At 66.9% G+C, this 23,293-nt stretch carries 27 protein-coding genes and 1 pseudogene; all 28 read right to left on the bottom strand.

The genetic code is table 11. The features are described 5' to 3' along the window. Positions 1-516: transposase (locus tag C1926_RS16860; protein WP_216822020.1), on the bottom strand; the 516-nt coding region annotated here is incomplete at its 3' end. Between the two features lie 273 nt (positions 517-789). After that, a complete protein-coding gene (locus C1926_RS16855) occupies positions 790-2,925 on the bottom strand; it encodes a bifunctional diguanylate cyclase/phosphodiesterase (RefSeq protein ID WP_108759998.1) in 2,136 nt (711 codons plus the stop codon). Between the two features lie 164 nt (positions 2,926-3,089). Next, positions 3,090-3,881, bottom strand: coding sequence for a flagellar biosynthetic protein FliR (gene fliR / locus C1926_RS16850; RefSeq protein WP_079221812.1), 792 nt, complete (start codon positions 3,879-3,881; stop codon positions 3,090-3,092). Positions 3,882-3,894: 13 nt separating this feature from the next. Further along, entirely contained in the window at positions 3,895-4,164 is a 270-nt protein-coding gene (locus C1926_RS16845) for a flagellar biosynthetic protein FliQ (protein ID WP_005413254.1), read from the bottom strand. Positions 4,165-4,219: 55 nt separating this feature from the next. After that, positions 4,220-4,996 carry a flagellar type III secretion system pore protein FliP gene (gene fliP / locus C1926_RS16840; protein WP_079221813.1) on the bottom strand — a complete coding sequence of 259 codons (777 nt, stop codon included), beginning with the start codon at positions 4,994-4,996 and terminating at the stop codon, positions 4,220-4,222. A 1-nt stretch (position 4,997) separates the two neighbouring features. Further along, positions 4,998-5,405: a flagellar biosynthetic protein FliO gene (fliO, locus tag C1926_RS16835; protein ID WP_079221814.1), complete on the bottom strand. Its 408-nt coding sequence runs from the start codon at positions 5,403-5,405 to the stop codon at positions 4,998-5,000. Next, entirely contained in the window at positions 5,402-5,737 is a 336-nt protein-coding gene (fliN, locus tag C1926_RS16830; protein WP_079221815.1) for a flagellar motor switch protein FliN, read from the bottom strand. The genes fliO and fliN overlap by 4 nt, the downstream gene beginning before the upstream one ends. After that, complete coding sequence (gene fliM / locus C1926_RS16825) at positions 5,734-6,738, bottom strand: flagellar motor switch protein FliM (RefSeq protein WP_108759997.1); 1,005 nt, start codon at positions 6,736-6,738, stop codon at positions 5,734-5,736. The genes fliN and fliM overlap by 4 nt, the downstream gene beginning before the upstream one ends. 12 nt (positions 6,739-6,750) lie before the next feature. Beyond that, positions 6,751-7,266 carry a flagellar basal body-associated FliL family protein gene (locus tag C1926_RS16820; protein WP_108746645.1) on the bottom strand — a complete coding sequence of 172 codons (516 nt, stop codon included), beginning with the start codon at positions 7,264-7,266 and terminating at the stop codon, positions 6,751-6,753. A gap of 114 nt (positions 7,267-7,380) precedes the next feature. Next, complete coding sequence (locus C1926_RS16815; protein WP_108759996.1) at positions 7,381-8,532, bottom strand: flagellar hook-length control protein FliK; 1,152 nt, start codon at positions 8,530-8,532, stop codon at positions 7,381-7,383. Next, complete coding sequence (gene fliJ / locus C1926_RS16810; protein ID WP_108759995.1) at positions 8,532-8,999, bottom strand: flagellar export protein FliJ; 468 nt, start codon at positions 8,997-8,999, stop codon at positions 8,532-8,534. The genes C1926_RS16815 and fliJ overlap by 1 nt, the downstream gene beginning before the upstream one ends. A 12-nt stretch (positions 9,000-9,011) precedes the next feature. Further along, entirely contained in the window at positions 9,012-10,388 is a 1,377-nt protein-coding gene (locus C1926_RS16805; RefSeq protein ID WP_079221820.1) for a FliI/YscN family ATPase, read from the bottom strand. Next, complete coding sequence (locus tag C1926_RS16800) at positions 10,385-10,993, bottom strand: FliH/SctL family protein (RefSeq protein ID WP_174214134.1); 609 nt, start codon at positions 10,991-10,993, stop codon at positions 10,385-10,387. The genes C1926_RS16805 and C1926_RS16800 overlap by 4 nt, the downstream gene beginning before the upstream one ends. Before the next feature lie 29 nt (positions 10,994-11,022). Then, positions 11,023-12,009, bottom strand: a complete 987-nt coding sequence (gene fliG / locus C1926_RS16795) for a flagellar motor switch protein FliG (protein WP_079225218.1) — start codon at positions 12,007-12,009, stop codon at positions 11,023-11,025. 7 nt (positions 12,010-12,016) lie between these two features. Further along, positions 12,017-13,663, bottom strand: a complete 1,647-nt coding sequence (gene fliF / locus C1926_RS16790; RefSeq protein ID WP_108759994.1) for a flagellar basal-body MS-ring/collar protein FliF — start codon at positions 13,661-13,663, stop codon at positions 12,017-12,019. 13 nt (positions 13,664-13,676) lie between these two features. Beyond that, a complete protein-coding gene (gene fliE, locus C1926_RS16785; RefSeq protein ID WP_108759993.1) occupies positions 13,677-14,045 on the bottom strand; it encodes a flagellar hook-basal body complex protein FliE in 369 nt (122 codons plus the stop codon). 446 nt (positions 14,046-14,491) lie between these two features. After that, positions 14,492-14,908 carry a hypothetical protein gene (locus C1926_RS16780; protein ID WP_108759992.1) on the bottom strand — a complete coding sequence of 139 codons (417 nt, stop codon included), beginning with the start codon at positions 14,906-14,908 and terminating at the stop codon, positions 14,492-14,494. A 164-nt stretch (positions 14,909-15,072) separates the two neighbouring features. Beyond that, positions 15,073-15,648: an SUKH-4 family immunity protein gene (locus C1926_RS16775; protein ID WP_159095134.1), complete on the bottom strand. Its 576-nt coding sequence runs from the start codon at positions 15,646-15,648 to the stop codon at positions 15,073-15,075. A gap of 444 nt (positions 15,649-16,092) precedes the next feature. Beyond that, a complete protein-coding gene (locus tag C1926_RS16770) occupies positions 16,093-16,563 on the bottom strand; it encodes a hypothetical protein (RefSeq protein ID WP_108759990.1) in 471 nt (156 codons plus the stop codon). A gap of 146 nt (positions 16,564-16,709) precedes the next feature. Then, a pseudogene (locus tag C1926_RS21855) lies at positions 16,710-16,897 on the bottom strand (helix-turn-helix domain-containing protein); the annotation flags it as partial. A gap of 60 nt (positions 16,898-16,957) precedes the next feature. Beyond that, complete coding sequence (locus C1926_RS16760) at positions 16,958-17,488, bottom strand: hypothetical protein (protein ID WP_254057304.1); 531 nt, start codon at positions 17,486-17,488, stop codon at positions 16,958-16,960. Between the two features lie 80 nt (positions 17,489-17,568). Then, positions 17,569-19,074: a sigma-54 dependent transcriptional regulator gene (locus C1926_RS16755; protein ID WP_108759988.1), complete on the bottom strand. Its 1,506-nt coding sequence runs from the start codon at positions 19,072-19,074 to the stop codon at positions 17,569-17,571. After that, positions 19,071-19,448 (bottom strand): response regulator transcription factor, encoded by a 378-nt coding sequence (locus C1926_RS16750; protein WP_049460600.1) that lies wholly within the window; start codon positions 19,446-19,448, stop codon positions 19,071-19,073. Before C1926_RS16750 ends, C1926_RS16755 begins: the two co-directional genes overlap by 4 nt. Positions 19,449-19,462: 14 nt before the next feature. After that, positions 19,463-20,872: an RNA polymerase factor sigma-54 gene (gene rpoN, locus C1926_RS16745; RefSeq protein ID WP_108759987.1), complete on the bottom strand. Its 1,410-nt coding sequence runs from the start codon at positions 20,870-20,872 to the stop codon at positions 19,463-19,465. A gap of 379 nt (positions 20,873-21,251) precedes the next feature. After that, positions 21,252-21,884, bottom strand: coding sequence for a response regulator transcription factor (locus C1926_RS16740; protein WP_079221828.1), 633 nt, complete (start codon positions 21,882-21,884; stop codon positions 21,252-21,254). Positions 21,885-21,975: 91 nt separating this feature from the next. Further along, the gene (locus tag C1926_RS16735) at positions 21,976-22,554 is read right to left on the bottom strand and encodes a PilZ domain-containing protein (protein ID WP_079221829.1); all 579 of its coding nucleotides are present in this window, start codon (positions 22,552-22,554) and stop codon (positions 21,976-21,978) included. Further along, complete coding sequence (locus tag C1926_RS16730) at positions 22,551-22,841, bottom strand: hypothetical protein (protein WP_079221830.1); 291 nt, start codon at positions 22,839-22,841, stop codon at positions 22,551-22,553. The genes C1926_RS16735 and C1926_RS16730 overlap by 4 nt, the downstream gene beginning before the upstream one ends. Beyond that, positions 22,838-23,254: a flagellar export chaperone FliS gene (gene fliS, locus C1926_RS16725; protein WP_079221831.1), complete on the bottom strand. Its 417-nt coding sequence runs from the start codon at positions 23,252-23,254 to the stop codon at positions 22,838-22,840. Before fliS ends, C1926_RS16730 begins: the two co-directional genes overlap by 4 nt. Between the last annotated feature and the right edge of the window lie 39 nt (positions 23,255-23,293).

The raw sequence follows: 23,293 nt of genomic DNA, 5'->3' as shown, positions 1-23,293 counted from the left end.
GATGATGGAATCGAGCTGCTTGATGCTCCTCTGGATCTCGCGCAGATGCTGATTCAGCATGGAAATCAGGCTGGGTTCGCTGAACGCGCGCATGCGCTGATGCTCGCTCACCCGCATCTGCACCAGATGGCGCCGACGCTGGCAGAGCTCACCCAGACGGCGCTGCCAGGCCGCTGGCGGGACGTAGCGGGTCAGCTTGAGAGCGTCGGCCATGTGAGCCAAAACCATGGCGTCAATGCGATCGGTCTTGGCCTGCTTCCCGGTGGCTGAGGCGAAGCTGCGGCCACGGCCTGGGTTGATCCGCACCATCGGCAAGCCAGCTCCGTGCAAGGCGTCCAGCGCCTTCTGTTCATAGCCGCCGCTGGCCTCCAGCACGACCTGCTTGGCTGGCCACTGCTGCAGCCACCTGATCAGACTGGCCCAGCCCCGCTTGTTGTTCTTGAACTGACGGAAGGCCTGTTCATGGACGGCTACATCCAGATTCTCACCGCTGACGTCGATTCCGATCCCAAACATGAGGCAACTCCGCTAGGCTGACAGGGTCGAGAGCTCCCCCCGCTTGCCCAGTCTTATCAGTACGAGTGCCAGCTCGATCAACTGTTCGGGCGGATCAGGGAGAAACCGGCGCGGAGATCCTTGCTACAGAGCGATCGAAAAGACCTAGAGCCGAACGGTCGTCCGCGCCGGGCTCTCGGCACCTAAGGTGCCAGACTCGGAAGAGATAAGAGCCGAGCCGATGCTCGGCTGCCCTTCGCGCGTGGCGTGACCCAGCCGAGCGCAGGCTCGGCTCTACAGGGGCGCATTGCCGTTAGGCGGCGGGCTCGGTGCCAGCTCGATGCGTGGCCGCGGCAGGTCGTGCAGTTGCATGAAGCGCGCCGCATCCACCGGCCGGCCCAGCAGGAAGCCCTGCAGGTAGTCGCAGCCCAGCCGCTCCAGGTAGGCACGCTGGGCAGCGGTTTCCACGCCCTCGGCCACGATGTCCATGTCCAGCGCGTGGCCCAGCGCCACGATGGCCGACACGATCACCACGTCCTCGGCGCTGTGTTCCAGGTCGCGCACGAAGGCGTGGTCGATCTTGATCTCGGTGGCCGGCAGCCGCTTCAGGTACAGCAGGCTTGAATAACCGGTGCCGAAATCATCGATGGAGATGCCCACGCCCAGTGCCGACAGCGCCTGCAGCAGGCGCAGGCTGGTATCGGTATCGCGCATCACCGCGCTTTCGGTGATCTCCAGCACCAGCTGGCGCGGCGTGATGCGATGGCGCTCGAGCACTTCGGTAACATCCTGCAGCAGGTGCGGCGAGCCGAACTGCACCGGCGACAGGTTGACCGACATCGACCAGCCGTCGTGGCCGGCGTCGTGCCAGCGGCGCAGCTGCGCGCAGGCCTGGTCCAGTGCCCAGCGGCCGATCTCGTTGATGGCGCCGCTGCGCTCGGCCAGGCGGATGAAGCGGTCCGGCGGGATGAGGCCGTGCTCCGGATGGCGCCAGCGGATCAGCGCTTCGGCGCCGGCCACCCTCTGCGTGGCCACCTGGATCTTCGGCTGGTAGTGCAGGAACAGCTGGTCGCTGCTGATCGCCCGGCGCAGGTCGGCCAGCAGGCGGAACTGCTGCTCGGCGCTGTCGTTCATCCAGTCGGCGAACATCACGAAGGCGTTGCGGCCCGATTCCTTGGCCTGGTACATCGCCGCATCGGCAAAGGCCATCAGCTGCCGCTCGCTGGCGGCATGGTCGGGGCAGATCGCCACGCCGATGCTGGCGGTCACCTGCAGCTCGCTGTCGGGCAGGAGCGGGGCGCTGCCCACCGCCTGCAGGATGCGCCGGGCCAGGGTGGGCAGGTCCTCGTCGTGCTCGATGCGGACGACCAGCACGAATTCATCACCGCCCAGCCGGGCCAGCAGGTCGTTGGGCCGCAGCAGCTGGCGGGTGCGTTCGGCCACGGCCACGAGCAGCGCATCGCCGGCCTGGTGGCCATAGGCATCGTTGACCTGCTTGAAGCCATCGAGGTCCATGAACATCACCGCGAACCGGCTGCCGCCCTGTTCGGCCTCGGCCAGCGCCTGCACGATGCCCCGCTGCAGCAGCAGCCGGTTCGGCAGGCGGGTGAGCGGATCATGCAGTGCGGCCTGGGTCAGCTCCTGCTGGGCATCGGTCAACGAGGTGCTCAGCATCGAATTGCGCAGGCGCAGCAGTTGTGCCTCCACCCGCTGGTCCATCCAGGACACCACCAGCACCACGGCGAGGATGGCCACGGTGAGCACCACCACCAGCATCGCCAGCCAGGTGTTCTGCAGGCCATCGCCCACGGCCGCGCCGCAGACGCTGCCTTCGGGGAAGCGGGCGGCGGCCATGCCGGTGTAGTGCATGCCGACGATGGCCAGGCCGAGCAGGCCGGCGGCCGCCAGCCGGTCGACGCTGCGGGTGTGCTGCGCGCGCAGGCGGAAGGCCACGTACAGCGCCACCCACGAGGCAGCCACGGCCACCAGCAGCGACAGTGCCAGCCAGGCCGGGTCGTAGTCGATGCCCGGGTTCATGCGCAGGGCGGCCATGCCGACGTAATGCATGCCGGCGATGCCGATGCCCATCAGTATCGCGCCACCGGCCAGGCGCGGATGGGGCAGCGTGCGCAGCGACACCAGCCACAGCGCGAACACCGAGGCGGCGATGGACATGCCTAGGGAAAGCAGGGTGATCGGCAGGTCGTAGCCCAGTGGAATGGGCAGGTCGAAGGCGAGCATGCCGATGAAATGCATGGACCAGATGCCCAGGCCCATGGCGAAACCACCCCCCAGCCGCCACCACCAGGTAGCCCCTTTGCCGGGCGCGGTGACCGTGCGGCCGGCCATGGCCAGCGCGGTGTATGACGCCATGACGGCGACCAGCAGCGACACCGCTACCAGCCACGGGTTGTACGTGCCTACCAGCATTCGTCTTTCTCCCGGACCTTCCTGTCGACGGAAAAACTACGTTGGGGCATGGATGAGGCAGGCAGTCCGCACGGACTGCCGGATGCAGCGCCCCCCGGTCGCCGCCTATTCACTCTACCGTGCTGCCCGGGGGGCAGGGCAAGCGGTAAGTCGTGATGATGGCGTCATTGTGTGACGGCGCCCGCCGCCTCGAAGGCTGCATCGAACAGGCGCTGCACCGGCGGGCCCATTTCACCCACCAGCAGGGCCAGCAGGAACAGGCCCAGCAGCAGCGACACCGGCAGGCCGAGCTGGATCGGATTCATCGCAGGCGCGGCACGGGCGAGCACGCCAAACGCCAGGTTCACCGCCAGCATCGCCACCGTCAGCGGGATGGCCAGGGTGAGGGCGCCGCGCAGCGCGGTCAGCAACAGGGTCGGGGCGATGGTGAAGAAGGCGTTGGGATCGGGCAGGGGCGCGCCGATGGGCAGCGCGCGATAGCTGTCCACCACCAGCGAAATCAGCGCCAGATGGCCATTGGCGGTGAAGAACAGCAAGCCGAACAGCAGGTAGAACCACTGGCCGATGACGCCCGAGGTGCCGCCGCGCAGGGGGTCGCTCATCTGCGCGAAGGCCAGGCCGGTGCCCTGTGCGACCAGTTCGCCGGCCAGCGCACCGGCCTCGAAGATCAATCGCAGCATGAAGCCGATGGATACGCCGATGGCCAGCTCGCGGGCGATGGTCAGCACCGTGGCGGCGTCGAAGCCGGTCCAGTCCGGTACCGGGGGCAGCAGCGGCGCCAGGGCGATGGACAGGGTGCCGGCCAGGATCACGCGCACGCGTCCCGGCACCGCGCGCGTGCCGATCATGGGCATGGCCATGGCCACGGCACCGATGCGCAGCATCGTCCACAGCACCGTGGCGATCATGCCGAAGGCCTGCAGGCCGTCGGCAGCCATCTGGGTGGCGGCATCCATCAGCGCGCAGGCCCTAGCCGATCAGGTGTGGAATGCGCTGGAACAGCAGCGTGGTGAATTCGACCAGGTGGCCGATCAGCAGGCTGCCCAGCGCGAACAGCACCGCCGTCAGCGCGGCGGCCTTGGCGACGAAGGCGATGGTCGGTTCGTTCAACTGGGTCGCGGCCTGGACCACGCCCACCACCACGCCCACCACCAGTACGGTGAGCAGCAGCGGGCCGGCCACCCACAACACGGTGATCAGGCCGCCACGCAGTTCGGTCAGGGCAAGTTCGGGAGACATTCTTGTTCCATCTGCTTATGTAGAGTCGAGCCATGCTCGACTGCCGTTGCTTAGATCAAGCCGGATTGAAGCTGGCCGCCAGCGTTCCCACGGTCAGCACCCAGCCATCGACCAGTACGAACAGCAGGATCTTGAACGGGGCCGAGACCAGCATCGGCGACAGCATCATCATGCCCATCGACATCAGCACGCTGGCCACGACCAGATCGATGATCACGAACGGAATGAAGATCAGGAAGCCGATCTCGAAGGCGGTCTTCAGTTCACTGGTGACGAACGAGGCCACCAGCACCGGGAACGGGATCGCGTCGGGGCTGGCGTAGGTGCCGTGCCCGGCGATGCCGGCGAAGGTCATCAGGTCGGTTTCGCGGATCTGCGCCAGCATGAAGCCGCGCAGCGGTTGGGTGGTCATGGTCCAGGCGGTCTGGAAGTCGATCTCGCCGTTGAGGTAGGGCGCCATGCCCGTGCTCCACGCCTTGTCCCAGGTGGGCATCATGATCATCGCGGTCAGGAACAGGGCCAGCCCCATCAGCACCTGGTTGGACGGCGTCTGCCCCGTACCCAGCGCCTGCCGCAGCAGGCCCAGCACGATGATGATGCGGGTGAACGAGGTCAGCACCAGCAGCATTGACGGGATCAGGGTGATCGCCGTCATCAGCAGCAGGGTCTGCAACGGCAGGCTGACCGGCGCACCGCCGATCTTGCCGACGTTGACGTCGGGCAGTGCAACCGGCGCGCCGGGCGCTGCAAACGCCAGCGCAGGCAGCAGGCACAGGGCGATCAACAGCAGCCACGACAGCGCGGTGGCAGGGCGGGTACGGGCGACACGCATGTCAGGGATCCTTGCGCAGCCGCTGTTGCAGCAGCTGGGCGAAATTCGGCAGGTTCTTCAGGTCCGGCACGCGCACCGGGGTCGGTGGCGGCAGCGGCTCGGAAAGGGTGTGCAGGGCGTTGATGCTGCCGGCGGTGACGCCCAGCAGCAGCTGCTGGCCATTGACCTCCACCACCACCACGCGTTCCTTGGCGCCCACGGTCAGGGTGGCCACCAGCTTCATGCCTTCCGGCGGGCGGAAGCCGCTGCCCGGCATGCGCTTGAGCAGCCAGCCGAGGCCGACCACCAGCGCCAGCACGGCCAGCAGCGCCAGCACCGCGCCGAACAGGCTCGGTGCGCCGGCGGCATGCTGGCCGATCTGCGGGGTGGTCTTCGCAGCGGCCTGGGCAGTGGCGAGCAGCAGACTCAACGCAGTCTCCGGATCCGCTCGCTCGGGCTGACCACGTCGGTCAGGCGCACGCCGAAGCGGTCGTTGATCACCACCACTTCGCCATGGGCGATCAGGGTGCCGTTGACGAACACATCCAGCGACTCACCAGCACCGCGCTCCAGTTCCACCACCGAGCCCTGGTTGAGCTGCAGCAGGTTACGGATCGGCAGGCGGGCGCGACCGACTTCCAGCGACAGGGTCACCGGCACGTCGAGGATCACGTCAAGGTTCAGGTCCGGACCGATCGACTCGTCGGCCTGCAGGCTGCTGAACTGGGCCGGGGTCGGTTCGAGGGCGTCGATATCGTTCATTGCGGGTCTTCCTGGATGACGGGTACGCGCGGGCGGGTGCCCGGCGGATGGGTAGCGGTGATCTTCACGGCGTTCATGCCGTTGGCGACGCCGAATTCGCCGGTGAACACGGGGATGTTCTCCACGCACAGCGGCACCTGCGGGTTCAGCTCGATCGGCAGGATGTCGCCCACCTTCAGCCGGGTCAGGTCGCGCAGGGTCATGCGCTTGCTGGCCAGCACGCTGGACAGGGTCACTTCGGCGATGTTGAGCTGCTCGCGCAGCATCACGCCCCAGCTGGCATCGCGGTCGTTGCGGTCGCTCTGGATGCCGGCGTCGAGCAGTTCGCGGATCGGCTCGAGCATCGAGTACGGCAGGGTGACGTGGATGTCGCCGCCACCGCCATCGAGTTCAACGTGCAGTCGGCACACCACCACGTACTCGCGCGGCGTCACGATGTTGGCGAAGTGCGGGTTGATTTCCGAATTGATGTATTCGAAATCCACCTCCATCACCGGCGCCCACGCCTCGCGCAGGTCGGCGAAGGTCTGCTTCAGCAGCAGCTGGATCACCCGCATTTCGGTGGCGGTGAATTCGCGGCCTTCGATGCGGGTGGGGTAGCGCCCGTCACCGCCGAAGAAGTTGTCGACGATGGCGAACACCAGGGTCGGCTCGAACACGATCAGGCCGGTGCCACGCAGCGGCTTGAAGCGGATCAGGTTCAGGTTGGTCGGCACATACAGCGAGTGCATGTAGTCGTTGAACTTGATCAGCTCGATGCCACGCACCGAGAGTTCGGCCGAGCGGCGGATCAGGTTGAACAGGCCGATCCGCCACAGGCGCGCGAAACGCTCGTGGACCATTTCCAGGGTTGGCATGCGACCGCGGATGATGCGGTCCTGGCTGGCGAAATCGTACGAACGGGCTTCGCCACTGGGCGCCTCCGGCTCGGTTTCGACCGCGCCACTGTCCACGCCATGGAGCAGGGCATCGATCTCATCCTGGGACAGCAGGTCATTCATCGGGGGCAGCCCTTACTGGGTCACGAAGCTGGTGAACAGCAGATCGTCGGCACCGTTGTTGCCGGTCTCGGCCTTGAGCACCTTCTGCACTTCGGCCAGCGCATTGGCCTGCAGCTTCTGCTTGCCGGCGATATCGGCGATCTGGTCGGAGGTGACCTGCGAGAACAGCATCAGCAGGCGTGCGCGGATGGCCGGGGCGTGCGTCTTGATCGCTTCCAGCGCGGCCGGATCGCGGGTCATCAGCTGCACTTCCACCTGCAGGTAGCGCGGGCCGTCCATCGAGCCGTTGAGGTTGACCACGAAGGCCGGATCCAGCGCGAAGTACTGGGCCGGGGCCGGGGTCGCGCCCTTCTTCGGGGCTTCGGCGGTCTTGTCTTCGTGCTTGGACTGGGTGAAGAACCAGACGCTGCCGCCGGCGGCACCTGCGGCCAGCACGGCCACCAGGGCGGTGATCAACAGCGGACTACGCGGCTTGGCGGTCTTGTCCTTGTCGGCGGTCTTCTTGGTTTTGTCAGCGGCTGCGGCCACGAGGTGAAGCTCCTGAGGGTTGCTTCACCGGGATATGCAAGGGGCGTGCCGCAACGCGACGGGCAGCGGGCGACGGAATTCCGTCGGCGCGCCGGGCCAGGCCCGGCGCTGCCGTCAGGCGTAGGCGTCCAGCAGGCCGCGCTGGCGGATCAGCTGTGCTGCCGACATCGTGGCCTCGCCTCGCGACGGTTCTCCGTCGCCACCGCCCAGGCCCGTGCCGCCGCCCGGCGACGACGACGGACTGCCGTCGCCACTGTTGTGGTGGCCGACGTCGGCATGGGCGAGCTGGAAGCCCTGTTCGCCCAGCAGTTCGCGCAGGCGTGGCAGGCTGCTTTCCAGGGCCTGGCGCACGTCCACGTGCGGGCTGCTGAAGCTGGCATGCACCTTGTCGCCGTTCATCTGCAGGCGAACGTCCACCGGGCCCAGGTCCTCCGGGTTCAGGCGGATATGGGCGTGGCCGATTTTCTGGTCCGCCAGCCAGCCGAGGCGCGCGCCGATGGCCTGGTCGAAGCCGTCGTCACCCAGGGTCGGGGTCGGCGTCGGTTCGCCATTGAACGCTGCAGTGCTGGCCAGCGCCGCCTTCAGATCCTGCAGGGCGGCAGGCAGCGGGGCCTGTAGCGGGGCGGGCGGCGTGCGATCGCCGATCAGCAGGCTGTCGGCGTCGTCAGCAGCGTCCAGCACCTGCTGGCCCAGGATCATGTCCGGCAGTTGCTGGGTGGTGATCTCGCCGTCGCTGTCCGCCGTTGCAGCGGTCACTGCTGGGGATGCAGGCGCGCCGGCCGCCAACGGTGCAGCAGCCGGCAGCGTCGGGGCGGCCGTGGACAGGCCGGCATCAACGCCAGTGGCGCTGGCCGCGGGCGTGGGGGCAACCCCGTCGATGGGCACCGGTACCGCCAGCACCAGGCCGGCCAGGCCGAGCGGCGGCCACGGCGCATCGTCGCCCTCGCTCGCCGTGTCCTTGTCGTCCGCAGCGGCTGACGTGGGGGGCGAGGAGGCCGTCGCCACTTCAGTCGGCGTGGCGTCGCTGTCGGTGGCGGCGCTGGACGGCTTGTCTGCGCTGCCGTCCGGGTTGGCAGGCGCGCCATGGGACGGCGCGCCCGCTTTGCCTGGCTGGGCCTTGCTGGCCGGCGGTGCCTTCGCGGCGGTTTCGGGCGAGCCCTGCAGCATCTGCCCGAAGTCCTTGCCACTGCCGGTGCTGCGCGCGCTGCTGGAGGGGTTGCTGGCGGTGCTGCCGGTGCCGGTGCTGCTGGAAAGCGCGGAGGGCATCACGCGCGGTCTCCCTGGTCGCCGCCGTCCGGTTCCGCCGTCTGCGCCAGGCGCGCACGACGGGCACCGATGTCATCCATCTCGCGCTGGTCGCGGCGGTCGGTCACCACCTTTTCCTGGGCACGGTAGCTGGCGGCCAGCTGTTCCAGCACGGCTTTGTCGCGGCTGGCCAGGATCAGGCGCGCGCGTTCGGCTTCCACCTTTTCGCGGTTGCCGTTCACCGTGGCCTGCTGCTGTTCCACGGCGCTGTCGAGGCGGTCGAGGAACGCGCGCCGGTTCAGCAGCTGCGCGGGACTGGTCGCGGCCATCTGCGCGTTGGCGTACTCCTCCGCATAGCGGCGAAGCTCGTCCAGGCGCGACAGGTGGGTGTCGAGCACGCGCTGGCGCTCGGCCAGGTCGCGGGCCACGGCGTCTTCGTGTTCCTGGGCCCGCTTCAGCAAGGGATCGATGCGCTTGGACTGTTTCATGGTTCGGCTCTCTTAATCCACCAGGCGCTGCAGCGCCGCCTGGCTGTGCGGAAGATCGGCGGCCTTGGCCACGTCCTGGCCGAGGAACTCCATGATTTCCGGCCAGCGTTCCAGGGCTTCGTCGGTGGCGGCGTCGTTGCCGCGCTGGTAGGCACCGATCGCGATCAGGTCGCGGTTGGACGAGTAGGCCGAGACCAGGCGCTTCAGCTTGCGGATGCGCAGGCGCCACGGTTCGTCGGCGATTTCCGTGACCACGCGGCTGACCGACGATTCGACGTCGATGGCCGGGTACAGGCCGCTGTCGGCCACCCGCCGCGACAGCAGGATGTGGCCGTCGAGGATGGCGCGCGCCGCATCGGCGATCGGATCCTGCGGGTCATCGCCTTCGGTCAGCACGGTGTAGAAGGCGGTGATCGAGCCACGGCCCTTGGCACCATTACCGGCGCGTTCCACCAGCGCCGGCAGCTTGGCGAACACCGAGGGCGGGTAGCCGCGGGTAGTCGGCGGCTCGCCCACCGACAGGCCGATCTCGCGCTGGGCCTGGGCGAAACGGGTCAGCGAATCCATCAGCAGCAGCACGTTCAGGCCCTGGTCGCGGAACCACTCGGCGATGGCGGTGGCGCGGTAGGCGCCGTGCAGGCGTGCCAACGGCGGCCGGTCGGCCGGGCTGGCCACCACCACCGCACGGCGCAGGCCTTCCTCGCCCAGCGTGGTTTCGACGAAATCGCGGACTTCGCGGCCACGTTCACCAATCAGGCCGACCACGATGACATCGGCAGCGGTGTAGCGGGTCATCATGCCCAGCAGCGTCGACTTGCCGACGCCGGAACCTGCGAACAGGCCCACGCGCTGCCCGCGACCGATCGGCAGCAGGGCATTGATGGCGCGCACGCCCACGTCCAGCGGCTGGGTGATCGGCTCGCGCGCGAGCGGGTTGATCGAAACGCCGGCCATGCCGACGTGGCCTTCGGCGCGGATCGGACCCTTGCCGTCCAGCGGCACGCCGTCACTGTCGATCACGCGGCCCAGCAGGCCTTCGCCCACTTCCACGCCGCCACGGCGCGCCGAGGGCACGACGCGTGCGTTGGGCAGCAGGCCGTGCAGTTCGGCGCTGGGCATCAGGTAGGTACGCTCGCCGGCAAAACCGACCACTTCGGCATCGACCCAGCCACCGTCGACCACTTCCACCTTGCAGCTGGCACCCAGCGGTGCCTCGCAGCCGACGGCTTCCAGGGTCAGGCCCACCGCGCGGCGCAGCACGCCCTCGCGGATCAGGCCGCGGCCATGCGCGGTGTCCACGCGCAGGCCATCCAGGCGGCGGGCCAGGCGCAGGTTGCGGGCCACGGCCCAGTCGGCCGGCGGCGGGGGCAGGTTCGTCTCGGGGGTCATGGGGTGGCTCCGGTCTGGCGGATCACCGCGTCCAGCGCGCCGCGCAGGCGTGCTTCCAGCGTGCCGTCGATGCGCACTGCTTCGGCGTGCACGCGCAGGTCGCCACGGCTCAGGCTGGTATCGGGCACCAGGCGCTGGGTGGGCGTCAGGGTCATCAGCGGCGCAAGCGCGGCGATGTCGTCCGGGTGCAGGCGCACTTCCACTTCACGCGTGCTGCCGCCCACCGCGTCCACCGCTTCGCCCACCAGCTGCACCAGCAGCGCCGGATCCGCTTCGTAGGCGCGGCCGACCAGCGCACCGGCGATGCGCACCGCCAGTTCGCCCAGGGCGCCGACCACTTCGTTTTCCAGCCGCACCAGCGGCCGGCTGAAGTTGTCGAGGATGCCTTCCATCTGCGCGACCAGGCGGCGCACTTCGGCCTGGCCCTGGCCGTAGCCCTCGGCGTGGCCGTGCTGGAAACCTTCCTTCTCTGCGCTGTCCTGGATCGCCTGGATTTCCTCCAGGGTCGGCAGCTGCAGGACCGGTTCCGGCTCGTGCTCGGGGTCCGGCTCGGTGAGCTCGAAGATGTCCTCCTGCTCCAGCTGCGGTTGCGGCTGGGCCAGCAGGTCGGGGGCAAGCCAGCGCACGACGTTGCTCACAGCATGGCCTCCGCGCTGCCACCGATGGTGACGGTGCCCTCATCGGCCATGCGCTTGACGATGGCCAGGATCTCGCGCTGCGCGCCTTCCACATCGGACAGGCGCACCGGGCCACGGGCTTCCATGTCTTCCAGCAGGATTTCGGCCGCACGCTGGGACATGTTGCGGGTGATCTTGTCGCGCACCTTGATGTCGGCGCCGCGCAGGGCCAGGCCCAGGCGCTCGCCGCTGACTTCACGCAGCACCAGTTGCATCTCGCGGTCGTCCAGGTCCACCAGGTCGTCGAACACGAACATCAGGTCCTGGATGCGGCCACTGAGCGGCGCATCGATGCGCGCGATCTCGCCCAGGATCGCCTGGTCCTGGCCGCTTTCCATGAAGTTGAGGATGTTGGCCGCGCACTGCACGCCGCCGATGTTGGACGACTTCAGGTTCTGGTTGCCGGCAAACTGGCGCTCCATGATCTCGTTGAGTTCGTTCAGCGCGTTCGGCGGAATGCCGTCCAGCGTGGCGATGCGCAGCAGCACGTCGACGCGGGTGCGGTCGGGCAGCAGCTTCAGCGCATCGGCGGCCTGGTCGGTTTCCAGGTGGGCCATCACGATGGCGATGATCTGCGGGTGCTCGTTGCGCACCAGGTCGGCCACCGCACGCGGGTCCATCCACTTCAGCGCGTCCAGGCCGGTGGTATTGCGGCCCAGCAGGATGCGGTCGATCAGGCCGCTGGCCTTCTCGCTGCCCAGCGCCTGGATCAGCATGTTGCGGATGTAGTCGTCCGAGCCCACGCCCAGCGAGGTCTTCGAGCCCAGCTCCTGGTTGAACTGGTCCATCACCCGGCCCACCTGGTCGCGGGTGATGTCGGTCATGGTCGCCATGGCGATGCCGATCTTCTGCACTTCCTTGGGTTCCATGTGGCGCAGCACTTCGGCCGCGTCCAGTTCACCCAGCGACAGCAGCAGCACGGCAGCGCGCTGCACGCCCGTCAGTTGTACGTCAGTCATTGGCCACCCAGCCCTTGACCACCTGGGCCACGCGCTTGGAGTCGGTCTTCACGGCTTCACGGGCCATCCGCAGTCGTTCCTCATATGAATCCACCGGCAGGGCCAGTGGGTCCGCCCCGGCCAGGCTGACGCGGTCAGCGCCCAGCGCGGGCAACGGAGTGCCATCGTCATCCACCAGCTGTACGTCCGCGGTGTGCGGTTCCAGCTCGGTGTTTTCGTCCTTCTTGTTCTGCCCGGTGATGCCGCGCAGGGCAGGGCGCAGCACGCCGAACAGCAGGGCCAGCACCACCACCGCGCCCAGCAGCATGCGGCCGGCATCGAACACCCACGGCAGTTCCCACCAGGCCGGGCCTTCGACCGGGGTGGTGTCGCGCACGAACGGCGCGTTCATCACCGACACGGTGTCGCCACGTTCGGCGTTGAAGCCCACCGCCTGCTTCACCAGGGCTTCGACGCGGGTCAGCTCGGCAGCGGCCAGCGGCTGCGGGGTGACCTTGCCGTTGGCACCGGCGCGCGGCACGTTGTCCACCAGCACCGCCACCGAGACGCGCTTGATGCGGCCGGCCGGCTGGCGGGTGTGCTGCAGGGTGCGGTCCAGCTCGTAGTTGCGGGTGGCGTTCTTGCTGCTTTCGGTCGGCGCCTGCGCGGTGGGCGGTGCGGCCTGCTGGCCCGGCGGGCTGTTGCTGGTCGCGCCCGGCACGCCCTGCGGGCCCGGGGTGCTGGTGGTGTTCTCGCTCATCTGCTCGCTGCGCAGCTTCTGCGGTTCACCGTTGTAGAGTTCGCGGGCTTCCTCGGTCACCGAGAAATCCATGTCCACGCTCACTTCCGGATTGACGCGGCCGGGGCCGGTCATCGGTTCCAGCAGCTCGCGGATGCGCTGGTTGAACGAGGTTTCCTGGCGGCGCACCTGCTCGAACTGGGCGGCGTTGACGGCCGCTTCGCTGTTGGGGTCGCTGACGCTGAGCATGCGCCCGCTCTGGTCGACGATGGTCACCCGTTCCGGGGCCAGGTCGGGAATGCTGGCGGCCACCATGTGCACGATGGCGTCGACCTGGCTGCGTTCCAGCTGCTGGCCGCCGCGCAGTTCCAGGGTGACCGAGGCACTGGCCACGTCACGCTGGCGGGTGAAGGCGCTGGGCTTGGGAATGGCCAGGTGCACGCGCGAATCGCGCACCGGGCGCAGCGTGTTGATGGTGCGCGACAGCTCGGTTTCCAGCGCGTGCTGGTAGCGCGCGCTTTCGACGAACTGGCTGACGCCGAAACCGGGATCACGTTCCATCAGCTCGAAGCCGAGCTTGCCGGTGTCGGTCAGTCCGGAGCCGGCCAGCTTCAGGCGGGCATCGTGCAGGTTCTTTTCCGGCACGGTGATGCCACCGGTGGCCGGGTCCAGCTCGAACGGAATCTGTGCCGCGCGCAGCAGGTCGGTCGCTTCTGCGGTCGCCTTCTGGTCCAGGCCGGTGTACAGCGGGACCATGCCGGGCTTCTGCGACCAGAAGAACACGAACAGGCCTGCCGCCACCGCCACCGCGATCATCGCCATCAGGCCCAGGCGGCGGGTGATCTGCAGACTCTGCAGGCGGTCGAACCACTGCCCGGCCTTTTCGGCGTTCAGGGTTTCCTTGGAGAGCGTCAGTGCCATGCGTCAATGTTCCTTACAGCGGCATGTTCATCACGTCCTGGTAAGCCTGGACGAGACGGTTGCGGACTTCCACGGTGGCGCGGAAGGCGATCTGGGACTGCTGCGAGGCGACCATCACCTTGGCCAGGTCGGCGCCGGGTTCGCCCAGTTCGAAGGCCTTGGCCAGGGCACCGGACTTCTGCTGGGCGTCGTTGACGCCGGCGATGGCGCCGCGCAGGGTCTCGGTGAAGCTGGCGGGCTGGACCTGCGGTGCATCCAGCACCGTGCCCGGCAGGGCATTGCTGCGCGGCGCTTCGGCCAGCGGGTTGAGCGTCGCGTTCTGTCCCACCTGGGTCTGGTAGGAGCGGATCTGGGAGAGGATCGAAGTGACGGAGTGGGACATCTGCAACGGTTCCAGAAACAGGGATGGGGGTGTTCGCTGGAGCAGTTGCAAGCGGCGTGCCGAAACCGGTTTTCGATTCAGTGAGGTGAGGGTGGGGGTGTTGGCAGGGCTGCGCTGTTGTTGGTGGGTGCCGACCGTTGGTCGGCAACAGCAGGAGCGACGGCAAGAGCTGGCTATCCGTGGGTTGGCGGGGTGGGTCCGGTTGAGGGGGACGCTGCAAGTACGTCCATGTAAGCTCGGTCGCCGCATCCATGCGGCTCACGCCCCCTCAACCGGACCCACCCCGCCTTCGACAGATTTCCGTGATCTGTTGGAACCCGCCGCTGATGGTGCTTCTGCTGATTGGGGGGGGGGCGACTGTTGGTCGGCACGGGGTCGGATCCCGTTGCGACGCAACGGGCTCTGACCCCAGTGAGGCGTCATTTAACCGGCGTCGGTTTTCCGGCCTAGGGCTGCAGGGTCCAGAGGCCGGAATTCTGGCGCTGGCGCGGTGCGATGGGGCCGTCGTGCTGCGTGTAGATGAACCGGCCCTGCTGGTCGCTCAGGCAAGTCAGCAGCAGGGTGTAGTGGGCGGGGCCGGCCGGGTGGTTTTCAGTCATCCGGATCTCAGCGATGTGCGGGGCCAGCCGCTGGTAGCGGTAGCTGCCGCCGATGCGCAGGCCGGTGCCGAGGATGTCCAGCACGTACTGGTTGCCGGCAAAGCTGACCTGCACCATCCGCCCGGCGTTGGGGTTGTCGGGCGCATACAGCGGGTCGCTGAGGTTGGTGAACTGGCGCTGGTCCAGCGTGGTGGGCAGGCTGCAGTCGGCAGCGGCAGCCAGGGCCGGGCAGAGCAGAGCAGTGAGCAGGGTAAGTCGATGCACGGTGGAACCTCCTTGGGGTGTCCCTGCAATGCACCGCAGTTCGGGGTCGGTTGTCTTTAGGAAAACTTGTAAACGCAATGCAGGCCGGACCCCTTTACAGAGGAAAGGGCTCCGACCCAACCCGGGTCCGGGTCCGGGGCCGCAGAGCGGGTCTAAGTCGATTACTACCAGGGATAGCCGAGATCGATTCCGAGCGACCGGTGTAGTTCCACCTTCTCGGATGAAAGAGGAAAGAACCCTTCTGACAGCTCGTAAAGGCATGTGGGCCAGAAGCTGCTCTCGTCCGCCATTGAAGCCGCATCGCAGATCCGGAACGTGGCCTCTAGTTCCGTGAGCGTGGATTCCGCCAAGCTACCACTGGAGTTCAGCAGAGGTCGGATTGCTGCCATGAACGCCTGATGGAAGGCTGCGAATCTCCGCAGATCTGAATTGCAGTATTGGGGCGCCGCTTCGGAATGGATGGGAAGTAGTCCTACTGAACCATCTCTCAGGTCCACGAAGAAGAGTCCGCCCAATACGTGTCCGAAGATCGCCGTGGTGCGATCGTCAGTCTCATGTCGCTGCAGGCGCGAATGGAACATCGTGTTGGTGTTGGCATACGGTGCAAGACGGTACGACAGCCGCTGTGCTTCGAGCAGCAAGGCGGAGTGATCGATCTCTTCCTGACTGATTGGCGTCAAGTCAAGCGTTGGCGGTCTGGTTGAATTTTCCATCTGGGCAAAGCTACCGGCATATTCCACCGGTGCCTTTAGGAGAGGTTGTAAACGCAGTCGTGTAGCCGAATTCCCCATCCATGCGCGGCGTGGATCTACGCATGCAGCGGCGCCAGAAAAAAGAACGCCCGGGCAAGCCCGGGCGTTCGTGTTCCTTTCATGCGGGTCAGGCTGCTCAGCCGGCCAGTTCAGCATGCTCGCAGCATTGGGGTTGTCGGGCTGTTACAGCGGGTCGCTGAGATTGGTGAATCTAGTGCTGGTCGAGGGTGGTTGGCAGGGTGCAGTCGGCGCCGGTGGCCAGAGCCGCGAAAAGCAGGGCTGCACACGACGGGATGCGGTACATGACGGAACCTCTTTGGGGTGTTCCATCGTTCTTCTATAGCAGCGTACCGTTGTCTTTAGGAATGCGCGCAAATGCACAGGGGGCAGGGTGCTTACTTTGGGAGGGAACCGAGTCCATTGCCTGCCGCCTCAAGTTGCAATTTCGCGCTGCGATTTCACTTCTTCGTACCAGGCGTTGAATACGTCGAACGGCAGTAGCGTGTCAGTGTTGGAGAACTGGGGTTCGTAGCTGAAGGTAACCGACAGTCTGCCCTGTATGACGTCGTAGCGAAGTCTCATTTCGGTAGGCGGATCACGACCGTTGTCCTCATAGAGTTCGTTCAACTGGTCAAGGTCGTTCAGAAGGCACTCAAGAAGGGACGACAGCTGTTCATCGAACGTGCGAGAGCTGAAATCAGCGGTGACAACTTTGCCCCTGTCCAGTTCATGTGTCTGGCAAAGACTGCCATTGATGTCGAAGAAGACGTCTGCCGAGGATGTGCCATTCTCCGCTGAGCAGTGCAGGTAAATACCATCTGCCTCATCGCCAATGAATTCCAGGCAGACGCTAAGCATCGATTGGAGAATGTTCTGGTGGGAATCCTCAAACGTCTTGCCCATGCGTGTTCCTGCTTTATTGGAGCGCGAGAGTGTATGGCGCTCCTGCGCAAAATTCATTGGGAATAATTGTAAATTCCAGTAGATGCTGAATGCGGACGTGGCCAAAGGCCCTCCTGCGGAGAGGAGCCGACCCCGGTTGCCCAGCATCAGCCGGCGAGTTCAGCCTGCTCGCGCTCGATGCCGTCAGCTTTTCCACCAGGGTGGTGCGGCGCAGGCCGAGCAGCTGGGCGGCATGGGCGACCACGCCCTGGGTGCGTTCCAGTGCTTTGCTGATCAGGCCAAGTTCGATCGTGGCCATGTGGTTGCGCAGGTCTAGGCCGTAATTGGGCAGGGCCGGCTGGGCGCCACCGTTCTCCGGCGCGGTCTGGCCGCCATTGCCTCGATGCCTCCCTCTTCATCCAATCCGTGGCCGCTGCCACCTCCGCTCTTCGAACCACGCCTGGAAGATATCGTTGGCCATCAGGGTGTCGTGGTTGGAATACTTCAGGGCATAGCCGTACTCCACCGCGAGGCTGCGCCGCACGACGTCGTAGCTGGCCTTAATCTCCGTCGGTGGCTTTCGATGATGGTGGTCGTGAAGGGCGATCAACTGCTTGAGATCGCTCAGAAGGCAATCCAGAAGCGCAGACTGGTGTTCCTCGGATGTATTGAAGACAGCTGCTTCTGCCGAGTAAACGGACTTGTTCAGCAAGTGCTTCTCGTAGAAGCCAGCACCGATCTCGTAGAAGACATCAGCAGCCAGCAGCCCTTGTTCTGCTGAGCAATAGAGATAGATCCCATTGGCTCTGTCATCGCTGTACTCAAGACACACACTGAGCATGGATTCCAGGATTTCCTGCATGGAATCTTCGAAGGTTCCGCTCATTTCATTGCCTTGATCGAGATCGCAACCCTCGAGGCTACTGCCTGCCGGAGCGATGCGCATTGGGAATAGTTGCAAATCCCGAAAAAGAAACGCCCGGGCAAGCCCAGGCGTTCGTGTTCCTTTCATGCGGATCAGGCTGCTCAGCCGGCCAGTTCAGCCTGCTCGCGTTCGATGCCGTACTTGCGCAGCTTTTCCACCAAGGTGGTGCGGCGCAGGCCAAGCAGCTGGGCAGCGTGGGCCACCACGCCCTGGGTGCGTTCCAGGGCTTCGTTGATCAGGCCCAGTTCAATCGTGGCCATGTGGTTGCGCAGGTCCAGGCCGTCGTCCGGCAGGGCTGCAGGCGCGGTGCCACGGTTCACGGCGATGCCGTGTTCCAGCGCCGGCTGGCCGCCGCTGCCGGGGGTGTGGAAGGAGAAGCTGCGCAGGTCCAGGCGTTCCTCGTTGGGGGCCACCGGCGCCGGCGCGGGGGGCGCCACCGGTGCCAGCGCGGCATCGCCACGGTAGCGGGCCGGCAGGTCCTGCACGCGCACCGAGCCACCCGGATGCAGCACAGCCAGGCGCTCGACCAGGTTGGTCAGTTCGCGCACGTTGCCGGGCCACTCGTAGCTGGCCAGGGCCTGCAGCGCTTCGGGGGTGAAGCGCACTTCGCCGCGGCCGGTGCGGCCGAGCTGCATGGCGATGGTTTCCACCAGCGCCGGCAGGTCTTCGCGACGCTCGCGCAGCGCCGGCACTTCGATCGGGAAGACGTTGAGGCGGTAGAACAGATCCTCGCGGAACTTGCCTTCGGCGATGCGGGTTTCCAGGTCGCGGTGGGTCGCGGCGACCACGCGGACGTTGCAGCGGATGGTCTGGTTGCCGCCGACGCGCTCGAAGCTGCGCTCCTGCAGCACGCGCAGCAGCTTCACCTGCATCGGCAGGCTCATGTCGCCGATCTCGTCCAGCAGCAGGGTGCCACCTTCGGCCATTTCAAAACGGCCCTTGCGGGCGGTCAGCGCACCGGTGAAGGCACCCTTTTCGTGGCCGAACAGCTCGCTTTCCAGCAGGTCGGCGGGAATGGCGCCGCAGTTGATCGCCACGAACGGGCCATCCCGGCGCGGCGAGCGTTGGTGGATCGAACGCGAGACGACTTCCTTGCCGGTGCCCGATTCGCCCAGCACCAGCACGGTGGTGTCGAAGGCGGCCACCTGCTCGATCATGGTGCGCAGTCCGGTCACGGCCGGGCCGTTGCCGGTCGGGCCCTGGTCCTGCACCGCACCGGCCTGGTGCTCGGCATCCAGGCGCTTGAGGCTGGCACGGCGCAGCAGGGCTTCCATCTGCGCATGGCGCAGCGGGGCTTCCAGCGGCCAGATGTTGGCTTCGTGCAGGCCGTGCTGCTGGGCAAACGCCGCAGCTTCACCGTCGGCCAGCAGCACCGGCGGCGGCAGGCTGCTGCCGCCCAGCCAGGCGTACAGCGCGGTACTGGCAGCGCTGTCGTCCAGGCTGCCGACGATCACCGCCATCCAGTCGTTCTGGCGCTGGCGGCCCAGGTCGAAGTCGGCCGCGTCGGAGACCCAGCGCGGGTTGAAATCCATGAATTCCAGCAGGGCAACGGTGCGCTCGGCACGCACGGCGTCGTTGTCCAGCACAAGGATACGCGATTCACTCACGATCGATCCTCCCTGAGGCCTTCCAGGATCGGCATGACTTCCTGGATGTACGACAACTTGCTGACGAAATTGTCGGCGCCGGCGCGCAGCGCGTGCTCGCGGTGCTCGACGTCGTCGAAGTGGCTGGCGATCACGATGTACGGGGCGTCGTCCTGCGACTTGATCAGGCGGGTGGCCTGCAGGCCGCCCATTTCCGGCATTGCCAGGTCCATCAGGACCACCTGCGGGCGCAGCGACTCGGAACGCTCGATCGCTTCCAGGCCGTTGCCGGCGCTGCCGACGATCTGCAGCCAGTCGATCTTGCGGAAGTGGCGCATCGCCGCGTTGATGAATCCCTCATGGTCATCGACCAGCAGAACTGTGAGCTTGTTCATGTCCAACATCCTTTTCAGCCCACGCGGGCCAGCTGTGGTTGCCTGGCGCTGAGCCGGCGCCGTTCGCGGGCCGGGGCGATATCCAGTTGTTCGCGGTATTTTGCGACGGTTCGGCGGGCAATGTTCACCCCCTGGCGCGACAGCAGGCCGGCAATGGCCTCGTCGGCCAGCGGGCGACCGGCCGGTTCGGCGTCGATCAGGCGGCGCACCATGGCCTTGACGGCCTGGCCGGAGACGCTGGCGCCTTCCAGGCGCACGGCGAAGAAGTGCTTCAGTTCGAAGGTGCCGCGGGGGGTCTGCAGGAACTTGCCGGTCGTGATGCGGGATACCGTGGATTCGTGCATGCCGATCGCTTCGGCCACTTCCTTCAGGGTCAGCGGTGCCATGGCTTCCTCGCCACGCACCAGGAACGCGGCCTGGCGCTCGACGATCACCCGCGCGGTGCGCAGCAGGGTGTCGTAGCGCATCGACAGGCCGCGGCTGAACCAGCGTGCTTCCTGCAGCATTTCGCGCAGGGCCGGGGCGGCGTCGCTGGTTTCGGCCAGCGCCTGTTCGTACTGGCTGTTGATCGACACGCGGCGGCTGGTGGCCGGGTTCAGGGCCACCTTCCACTGCTCATCGGCGTGCCAGGCGACCACGTCGGGCACCACCACCGCATTGCGCTCGGGCAGCAGGCTGTCGCCCGGGCGCGGCTGCAATGACAGGATCAGGCGCACGGCCTCGCGCACGTCGTCCACTTCGGCGTCGTGCTGGCGGGCCAGGGCAGGGTAGTCGTGCGCGGCCAGGGCTTCCAGCGCGCCTTCCAGGATGCGTGCGGCCAGGTGCCGGGCCGGCACCACGCCGTGCAGGCTGTACAGCTGCGCCAGCAGGCCTTCGCGCAGGTCCTGCGCGGCCATGCCGGCCGGTTCGCCGTGCAGCAGCTGCTGGCGGATGGCTTCCACGCCGGCGCCATCGATATCGAACTGCGCACTGGCCAGCAGATGCAGCTGGTCCAGCGGGGCCTGCAAGTAGCCGGCTTCGTCGCAGTGCTCCAGCCAGAAGGCCGCCACGGCCAGCTCGCGCTCGTCCAGGTCCAGGGCCAGGCGCTGCAGCACGCGCAGCTGCGGGTCGCTGGACTCGCCCGCGGCGATGCGCGCCATGCGGTCGTCGTCGCCGTCCTGCCAGCTGCTGCCGGCCACGTCCCACATGGACGACTCGGGCAGCTCATCGAAGGCTGCCGTTTCCAGGGTGGTGGTGCTGGCGTCGGTGGCCTCGGCCGCCGGTGCTTCAGCGTCCTCGATTTCCAGCAGCGGGTTGGAATCCAGCAGGCGCTGGATTTCCTGTTCCAGGTGCAGGCCGTCCAGTTGCAGCAGTCGGATGGACTGCAGCAGCTGCGGCGTGAGGTGAAGCGTCTGGCCCAGCTGGGTCGAAAGTGCAGCCTTCATTTCAGTTCCCCGGCGCCGCTCCCCGACGCCTTGTGGAACACATCTTGCTTTTGATCCCGGGCAGGCGGAATCGGGGGGTTCCTGAGTGCGCTGGTGGTATTCCCGACAGCTTGTAGGGGTATTCCCTACAGCGTCGCGGGAAGTTGACGAAGTCCTGCGCCAAGTTGTTGATTTGTGGTGGCCAGGCTGCGTGTCCGGGGAGCCTGTGTGTACGGAAATCCGTCAGGGCGTGTCGGGGTGACGGAATCCTGTCGTCGCTGCACGGGCCGGAAAGGGGGGTAGAGTCGACTGTCAGTCGACTCCCGCGCGAAGTGCAGTCGACCAACGGTCGACTCTACCGAGGCAGAGGGCGCAGAGCGCAGTCGACCAACGGTCGACTCTACTCGAGCTCGTGCTGGTGCCGTGCTGCCAGCAGCAGCAGGTCGTTGGCGCGGCGGCAGCCGAGCGACTCCATCATGCGCGCGCGGTGGGTCTCCACCGTCTTCACGCTGATACCGAGGTCGGCGGCGATTTCCTTGTTGCTCTCACCCTTGCCGATGCGGCGCAGGATCTCGCGCTGGCGCGGCGACAGGGCGGCGATGCCGGTGGGCTTCTCGCGGCCCAGCATCGGCGCCAGCATCTTGGCCGAGATCTGCGGGCTGAGGAACACCTGGCCGGCGTGCGCGGCGCGCAGCGCCAGTTCCAGCTCCTGCGGGGCGGCATCCTTCACCACGAAACCCACGGCGCCACGGTCCAGTGCATCGCGCACATGGGCGGCGTCGTCGTGCATGGTCATCATCACGATGCGCGTACCGGGCGAGCGCAGGCGGATGTCGCTCAGCGCTTCCAGGCCGGTACGGCCGGGCAGGGACAGATCCATCAGGACCACGTCGGGGGCGTGTTGCAGGGCCATCTGCAGGGCCTGCTCGGCGTTGCTCGCCTCGGCCACCAGCTGCACATCGGCAAACCCCTGCAGCAGTCGCGCCAGGCCGGCCCGAACCAGGGTGTGATCGTCGACGATGAGAACTCGCACAGGCACGTGGCTGGTCCGTGAGGGGAGACCACCTTAACTTAGCTGAACGGGCACGCCAAGGGCCGTCCGTCCCGCTTCCGGGTGGCAGGTTTCAGCGCGCTCGCCGCGCTTCGGCAACCTGACGCCGATGCAAACGGAACAAGTGCCGTTCCATGGCCATTTCCAGGCCATCGCCAAGGCGGTTGAAGCGCAGCCACAGGAAGTGGCCGCCGCTGCCATCGGCTGCTTCGGCGATCACGTCCACCGGCAGGTCGATGTTGTCGGGCAGCCAGTCGCTGGGCTGCAGGCGTACCACCCCGGCCTGGCCGGGCAGGGCGCCGCTGCGCGGGCCCAGCTGCAGGCGGATGCCGCGGCGCGACCAGCGCACCGGGCGGAGGGGCAGGTCCTGGCCCTGCTGGCGCACCAGGCGGCCCAGCAGCACCATGGTCAGGTCCAGCTTGGCTTCCAGGCGCTGGATCTGCAGGCTCGCTTCGCTGCGTTCGTCGTGCTCGTCCCCGCGGCTGTCTTCCACCAGCGCCAGGCTGCGCAGCAGGCCTTCGGCACTGCTGGTGCGGCCCGCCGCACTGCCGGCCTGGAACTCGGCCGGCAGGGCCAGTTCGCAGCTGAGCGTTTCATCGAACAGCTCGCTCTCGGCAGGGTGGTGCAGCGACGTGGTCGGCAGCAGGGTCATGCCAGCGATTCTGCCTTCAGGTACGCATGGGCGGCGCGAAGGGAGCGGCCCGTGTGCTTGAGGTGTGCGGCGGCTTCGTCGCGCAGCCCGATCATGCGGGCCAGCACGCGCTGCTGGTGGTCGCGCAGGGCAAGGATGGCCTCGTTGCTGGGGCGCTCGACCACCATCGACAGTGCGGCCACGGCCTGCAGGTGCTCGGCCATCAGGCGCTCGCTGGTGTCGTAGTCATCGCCCGGCAGGCTGGCGTCGAGCGTGTCCAGCGAATCGTGCAGTGATTGCAGGTTCACGGTGCCACCGCCTTGACGTGGCGCTGGTCGGCCGGAATGGCGTTCCAGGCCGAATCGATTTCGACCATCAGGCCCAGTGCTTCCTGCAGCGCGGTGGAATCATTGTGCAGGTTGCCTTCGGTCAGGCGCATGATGACGAAGTCGTACAGCGCCGACAGGTTGCCGGCGATCTCGCCACCAGCTTCGTGGTCGAGCGAGCCATGCAGGTGGCCGACGATCGCACAGGCTTCGCCGATGGCCTTGCCCTTGCGCGCCTGGTCATTCTGCTGCAGCGAGGCTTCAGCGGTGCGGATGCGCTCGCATGCACCGGCCAGCAGCAGGGCCACCAGCTTGTGCGGATCTGCGTCCACGACCGAGGTGGTCACACCGACCTTGCGGTACTGCTCGGCGAACTGCCGATTGGAACCGTACATATATGGAATCTCCTGGAATGCCTGCCCATCCGCGCGGGT

Source organism: Stenotrophomonas sp. ZAC14A_NAIMI4_1, from assembly GCF_003086915.1.
Lineage (GTDB): Bacteria > Pseudomonadota > Gammaproteobacteria > Xanthomonadales > Xanthomonadaceae > Stenotrophomonas.
The sequence above is the reverse complement of the archived record's forward strand: the minus strand, read 5'-3'. Positions and strand labels throughout refer to the sequence as shown.